At 41.9% G+C, this 6,989-nt stretch carries 7 protein-coding genes; all 7 read left to right on the top strand.

What is annotated here, in order from left to right:
* Positions 1 to 416 precede the first annotated feature (416 nt).
* Positions 417 to 2,510: a BglG family transcription antiterminator gene (locus NIE88_RS21550; RefSeq protein ID WP_253065618.1), complete on the top strand. Its 2,094-nt coding sequence runs from the start codon at positions 417 to 419 to the stop codon at positions 2,508 to 2,510.
* A gap of 30 nt (positions 2,511 to 2,540) precedes the next feature.
* Positions 2,541 to 3,011 (top strand): PTS sugar transporter subunit IIA, encoded by a 471-nt coding sequence (locus NIE88_RS21545; RefSeq protein ID WP_253065617.1) that lies wholly within the window; start codon positions 2,541 to 2,543, stop codon positions 3,009 to 3,011.
* A gap of 21 nt (positions 3,012 to 3,032) precedes the next feature.
* Entirely contained in the window at positions 3,033 to 3,311 is a 279-nt protein-coding gene (locus NIE88_RS21540; RefSeq protein ID WP_373689478.1) for a PTS sugar transporter subunit IIB, read from the top strand.
* A 29-nt stretch (positions 3,312 to 3,340) separates the two neighbouring features.
* The gene (locus NIE88_RS21535) at positions 3,341 to 4,612 is read left to right on the top strand and encodes a PTS galactitol transporter subunit IIC (RefSeq protein WP_253065616.1); all 1,272 of its coding nucleotides are present in this window, start codon (positions 3,341 to 3,343) and stop codon (positions 4,610 to 4,612) included.
* A 73-nt stretch (positions 4,613 to 4,685) separates the two neighbouring features.
* The gene (locus NIE88_RS21530; protein WP_253065615.1) at positions 4,686 to 5,744 is read left to right on the top strand and encodes a galactitol-1-phosphate 5-dehydrogenase; all 1,059 of its coding nucleotides are present in this window, start codon (positions 4,686 to 4,688) and stop codon (positions 5,742 to 5,744) included.
* Positions 5,741 to 6,772 (top strand): zinc-binding dehydrogenase, encoded by a 1,032-nt coding sequence (locus NIE88_RS21525; RefSeq protein ID WP_253065614.1) that lies wholly within the window; start codon positions 5,741 to 5,743, stop codon positions 6,770 to 6,772. Before NIE88_RS21530 ends, NIE88_RS21525 begins: the two co-directional genes overlap by 4 nt.
* A 66-nt stretch (positions 6,773 to 6,838) precedes the next feature.
* On the top strand, positions 6,839 to 6,989 hold a 151-nt coding region (locus tag NIE88_RS21520), incomplete at its 3' end, for a transaldolase family protein (RefSeq protein ID WP_290446639.1).

Below are 6,989 nucleotides of genomic sequence, written 5' to 3'. Positions count from 1 at the left end.
GATCCAATCCAATGTGGTGGGGGTATTGACAGTTTTGTTCATATCAGTATAAGCGGTCCGGCAATGTGGATTCAGGACCGGGTGTTTTTTTTGTTTTTCTAAAATTAAGAATACCACTTCGTTCATAAAAATGGGTCACCGATCAAAACCAATAGAAACGTTGATCAGCCCAATTTTTGTACGCGTTAATAAAATGAGTGACATCAACGGAAATTCTTCTTATCGGGCTGTCCGCACACACACATTTGAAATTGGTTATTGTGAAGCTTTTTTAAATATTATCCTATGAGAGGACTTTAAATACCATTTTTGTTCAGCACCAAGATGCACAAACTAGTGGCGAAAAGTGGCTATGAAAGCGCATACATTTTTACATCCGACCATAGTACAATTACATTCGTGGGGAGGAAAAGATGATGTATCTAAGTAAAAGAAGTGACACATTACTCAGAGATCTGCTCATACATCCCAGAAGAACGAGTAAGGAACTGCAGAGTATCTATAATCTTTCACGTCGTCAAGTCGATTACAGCATTGAGAAACTTAATCATTGGTTGAAAGAAAAATCTTATCCCCGCATCGAGCATACGTCCTCTGGCCATTTTGTTGCTTCTTCTAAATTGCTGACATTAATGAGCGCAGCAGATGAAGAAAAAACTAATGACTGGTATCTTTTCTCTCAGAAAGAACGCAGTTATATCATTATTTTGATGATTATCACCAAAAACGAATCGTTGTCAATGAGTCACTTTATCTCAGAATTGGGGGTGAGCCGAAACACGGTTTTAAGAGACTTGAAGCTGGCGAGAGACACTATTGCGCCTTATCAGCTTGACTTGGTGTACTCAAGAAAACAAGGATATGAGATTGTTGGCAAGGAATGGGATGCACGCTTTATCCTAATTAAAATCATTAATCATCTGATTAACATCTATGGCGGAGAAAGCTATCTGAAACACTTCATGAATCTGCCACAAGAACAGGTTGCTCATTGGCGGACGAAATTGGAGAAAGTTGAAAGCCGTTTGAATCTTAAGTTCATTGACCTTAAGATGCAGATTCTACCATACGTTCTTGAAGGCGTATTCAAAAGAATTAACCAAGGCTATACCATTGACAAAGAAGCTTTTTTTGTCAGCTATGAAGGCTTGTCTGATACGCGTGAATACAGCGCAGCAGAGTTCTTGATTGAAGACCGGGTAAACCTGCCGAAGCAGGAACGGATGTACATCACCCTTCAGGTACTTACATCAAACATCATACCGTCGCAAGATTTTATGCTTGATGAGATTCCGCAGCTTGAGCAATCTTTAATGAAGTGTCTGAATCTATTTGAAGCGAATGCATGCATTCGCTTGAAAAATAAAGCAATGCTATTAAAAAAGCTTATGATCCATTTTAAACCGGCTTATTATCGAATTAAATATCACTTGACCATTGACCATAGTGGATTGCACCAGATCGATCAAGAATATAAAATCCTTAATTATTTTGTGAAAAAATCGCTTGATCCTTTAAGAAAATTAATAGGGGAACCGATTCCGGATACGGAAGTCTTATTTATTTCGTTATTTATCGGCAGTCATCTGATTAATTATGGTGATCAGCTCGGCGCCAAATTGAAAGCGGCGATTGTGTGTACCAATGGTGTGTCGTTGTCACTTCTAATGGAGAAAACACTTAAGGGCCTGTTTCCGGAAATGATCTTCTACAAGGCCATGTCCGTTCGCGAGTTTTCACAAATGCAGTATCCATGCGATGTTGTTTTCTCGCCGATACCGATTGCTACTAAAGCCAAATTGTTCATTGTTAATGAAGTTATGGGCAATAAGGAAAAAACGAGATTGCGTCATAACGTGATTAAAGAAATTTATCAAGTGGATCAAGATCTGATTGATGTTGAAAAAATGATTGATCTGGTAGAAAAGTATGCGGATATTAAAGAAAAAAGTAAATTACAATCCGCTTTAAATGATCTCTTGATTCATAAAGTAAGTCAGTCCGATATGAGAGAAGATAGGTCTTTAGAAAACAAAGATTTCTATCGAATTGATGAACTTCTGCCCGCTTCTATGATTCAACAAGTGAACCGGGTGGAAAATTGGCAGCAGGCACTGGAATGGTGCGCGAAGCCGCTTCAGGATCGAAAGTTAATTAACGGCAGCTACTTGAATCGGTTAAATACTTTATATAGAAAGCCACTGCGACAGATTATTCTCGGCAAGCATTTGGCACTTCCGCATTCCGAACCGAAATACGGTGTAGAAAAGCTGTCAATGAGTCTGCTTCATATTCGTGAGGGGCTGAAAACTGACGGCCTGCCGACTATCTATTTCGTGGTTATATTGGCGCCGATTGACAAAAAATCACATTTTAATGCACTGCTGGAGCTTACAAAGATTGCGCAATCGACTTCGTTTATTGAAAAAATGAGGCATGCGGGAAGTTGCCGGCAGCTGCATGGGCTCATTAAAGAATTTGGAGAAAACGTATCTGAAAAAATGGCTTAAGATTAATGTCAAACAGAGAGGTGATTGTAGGTGAGTATTCAGCAATTCATCAACAAGGAGCTCATTTTTACCAAGCTGAATTTTAATTCACAGAGGGAATTGTTTCACTATTTATACGACAAGGCAAAGCAAGGAGGATTTGTCACTGATGATTTTCTGTCGCGGTTAACAGAACGGGAGAAAATTTTTCCAACCGGTTTGAAACTGGGTAAAAACAACGTTGCGATCCCCCATACAGACGCGGAATGTGTCACTAAAGAATTCATTGCTATTGCAACTTTAAATACTCCGGTCCTTTTTCGGCTTATGGATAATAATGCAGAGCAGGCAGATGTATCACTCGTATTTATGCTTGGTTTAAATAATCCGCATAATCAGCTGGAAGTACTTCAAGAACTGGTTGGGATGATTCAGGACGGAGCAAAGGTCAATCAGCTGGTTCAATCTTCCTCAAGGGAAGAGATGTATCAAGCGCTGAACGGTGCAGCGTTAAGAAAATAAAAAAAAGGAGATGTGCAGATCGTGACTAAGAAAATACTTGTCGCTTGCGGAGCAGGCATTGCAACTTCTACGGTGGTCGCTAATCGTGTTGAAAATCTTATTAAGGATAACCATGTTGATGCCGAAATCGAACAATGCAAAATCACTGAGGTGAAATCAAAACAAAGTGGGGCAGATCTAATTGTTTCGACGACGATTCTGCCGACCAAGTATGATATACCGGCTGTAATTGCAACCGCTTACATTAGCGGGGTTGGCATGGATAAACTCGATGCAAAAATTTTGAGCTATCTAAACTAAGCGAACTGCGCAGCAGAGGAGGAACAAGCATGACAGCTCTTTACAATGTTGTTCAATACATCCTGAATTTAGGAGCAACGGTTATACTTCCCATTGCCATTTTCATTATTGCCCTTGTTTTTAGAGTAAGTATCAGCAAAGCGTTTCGTTCGGCCATAACAATTGGGATCGGTTTCGTCGGAATCAATCTGGTTATCGGCTTGCTGACAGATAACTTAGGTCCGGCGGCACACGCGATGGTCACAAACTTTGGTTTAAAACTGACGATTCTTGATACCGGATGGCCGTCAGCGGCTGCTGCCTCATGGGCAACACCGGTAGCTGCAGTCCTGATACCGCTTTGCTTGTTACTCAACATTGTATTACTTTTTCTTAAAGTCACTAAGACGCTGGATATTGATATCTGGAACTACTGGCATTTCATCGCAGCGGGAGCGACCGGCTACATCGTGACCGGCGGCAATTGGTGGTTCGCTATTTTGTGTGCTTTCATCTATGAAATTATCGTTCTGATTATTGCTGACCGGGCGGCGCCATATACGCAGAAATTTTATGGCCTTGAAGGCATCACCTGCCCTACAGGTTCAACGGCGGCTTGTTCATTGATCGGTGTTCCGGTTGGATGGTTAATCTCTAAGATTCCTGGAATTAACAAATTAAAAGCAGATCCGGAAAGTATTCAGAAACGGTTTGGCATTTTTGGTGAGCCAATGATTATCGGCCTGTTTATCGGTATTATTATCGGTCTGTTAGGCGGCTATGACCTAGGCAGGGCATTTAAACTTGGTGTTGCGCTTGGCGGTGTCATGTTTCTGATGCCGCGTATGGTGAAAATACTGATGGAAGGCCTCATCCCAATTTCTGATTCTGTACGTGATTATGTGAGTAAGAAGTATCATGGTCGTGAAATTAACCTTGGACTTGATGCCGCCCTGACAATCGGTCATCCGGCAAACATTGCAACCGGTTTGATTCTCGTGCCGATAACTTTGTTCATGGCCGTTATTATACCGGGGAATCAGGTGCTCCCCTTCGGAGACTTGGCAACTATTCCTTTCTATGTATCATTCATTGTCGCATCACGCAAGGGAAACATTATTCACTCGGTTCTCGCTGGTATGGTCGTCATGGCGCTTGCGCTTCTGATGGCGACAAACTTCGGGCCGGTTCATACAGAAATGATGCGGGGTGTATACGATTTTCCAAAAGGTGTCACTCAGGTTTCCTCACTTGATATGGGCGGCAATATACTGAATTGGGCAATATTAAAATTCTCACAAGCTTTTCAGGCGCTTTTCTAATCTGGCTATAAGAAGAAGCGAGGCAAAAAAGGTTAGCGGTAACATAAATTATTCATTTCAGTAGGTGGTTTCTATGAAAGCAGCTGTGTTACATGAACGAAATAAAATTAAATTTGAAGATGTTGTGCTTCCCGAAGTTAAAGCGGATGAAGTCAAAATAAAAGTCATGGCATGCGGGATTTGCGGCTCGGATACACACAAAATGCAAACGCGCTGGAACTATCCGCTTCCGGCAGTCATGGGTCATGAATTTTCTGGTGTAATTGTTGAAAAAGGTGAAAATGTCGGTCATCTGAGTGATGGAGAACGTGTTGTTGCCATCCCATTTATTCCATGCGGACATTGTGAGTACTGTGAGCGAGGCGATTATTCGCTTTGTGAAGCTTATACAATGATCGGTTCGGTACAGTATGGCGGATTTGCTGAATATGCCGTTTTACCGGCAAAAAATGTACTCTCCATTGGAAATCTTGATTTTGAAAACGCTGCCATGATTGAGCCTTCTGCTGTTGCATTGCATTCGGTCTTGAACGCCGCGCCTAAAATCGGCGATCAGGCAGCGGTCTTCGGAATTGGAACGATCGGAATGCTCGTGATTGAATGGCTTAAACTTGCTGGCGTTAAGGATATTATCGCCATTGACATTGCTCCTGAAAAATTGATTGAAGCCAAAAAAATGGGGTGTAATTATACCATCAATTCCAAGAAGGAAGCGATGCAGGAACGAGTAATGGAAATCACTCATGGGAAAGGAGTGGATCTTGTTTTTGAATGTGCCGGTTCCAGATTTACTCAAGAACAATCATTACTTATTCCGAAAAAGAAAGGCAAGGTCGCCTATGTCGGTATCGCCTATTCCGATGTCACCCTGCATGAAAAAGCATTTGAAAATATTTTTCGCCGTGAACTGACAGTTAAAGGCTGCTGGAATTCCTATACGGCGCCATTTCCCGGGAGAGCATGGACAGCGACAATCGCAATGCTTCAGCAAAAAAGACTTAATCTATCTGCCTATATTTCTCACAGATTTTCATTGCAGGAGACGCAACAGGCTTTTGACATGATGATTAATCGTGAACAGCCTTTTAACAAAGTTATGATAATACCAACTATAGAGGTGCATGAATCATGAAGGCAGTTGTAAAGGAAGAACCTGGTTATGATCATATGGAACTGAAAACAATTCCCGAACCGGAAGTTTATGGCGATCATGTGAAAATAGAAGTTGCTTATACAGGAATTTGCGGCTCGGATATTCACACGTTTAAAGGTGAATATAAAAATCCAACGGCACCGGTAACCTTAGGCCATGAATTTTCAGGTAAAGTGGTTGAAATCGGACCTGATGTCACGAGGATCAAGGTTGGTGACCGCGTCACGAGCGAAACGACATTCGAGACTTGCGGTACATGCCGATACTGTGAGGAAAAAGACTACAATTTATGCAGTCATCGAAAGGGAATTGGCACACAGGCAAACGGCAGTTTTGCAAAATATGTTCTTTCACGTGAAGAAAGCTGTCATGTCCTGGATGATAATTTATCCTATAAAGCCGCCGCGCTTAGTGAGCCGCTTTCCTGCGTCGTTCATGCGGCATTAGAGAAAACAACGGTGGATTCTGATGACAAAGTACTGATTTTCGGGCCGGGGCCGATTGGTCTGCTGCTGCTTCAGGTTGTTAAGGCAAAAGGCGCTTACGCAATCATGTCTGGTATTACAAAAGATCACGCACGGCTTGAACTTGCTAAAGAATTGGGTGCGGACGCAATTGTCGATACGATGAAGGACAGTCTGGAAGAACTTGTATCAAGCGTTACAGACGGCTATGGTGTTGATCGCGTATTCGATTGCTCAGGTGCGGTTCCTGCAGTGAATCAAGGGCTTCCGCTTGTTAGAAAGAAAGGCGTCTTTGTGCAAATCGGATTATTTGCTAAAAAGCTGAATCCAATTGATCAAGAATCCATCATTCAACGAGAAATTTCATATGTCGGCTGCCGCTCACAGAAACCCAGTTCATGGCCAATTGCGCTTGATCTACTGACAGAGAAGAAGATCAATGCAGAAAAAATGATTACTAAAGTTTTTCCTCTGGAACAATGGAGAGATGCTTTTGAAGCGGTCATGGCGGGTAATGAAATTAAAGTATTAATCAAATCTTGATTGATAAATGCAGAGAGAGGTCTTGCCTTCCTATGACTATTAAAATACATTGCAGGAGGAACAACGATGAGTGATTTAAAAGTTAAAATCTATGCGGACGGTGCGGATATTAACGATATGATGGCAGCTTACCAGGCTGGATTTGTAAGCGGGTTCACAACGAATCCGAGTTTAATGAAAAAGGCCGGAGTTACAGACTATGTGGCATTTGCCAAGG

The sequence above is a fragment of the Sporolactobacillus shoreicorticis genome, assembly GCF_024125445.1.
Lineage (GTDB): Bacteria > Bacillota > Bacilli > Bacillales > Sporolactobacillaceae > Sporolactobacillus > Sporolactobacillus shoreicorticis.
This window is presented reverse-complemented; position numbering and strand designations above follow the sequence as displayed.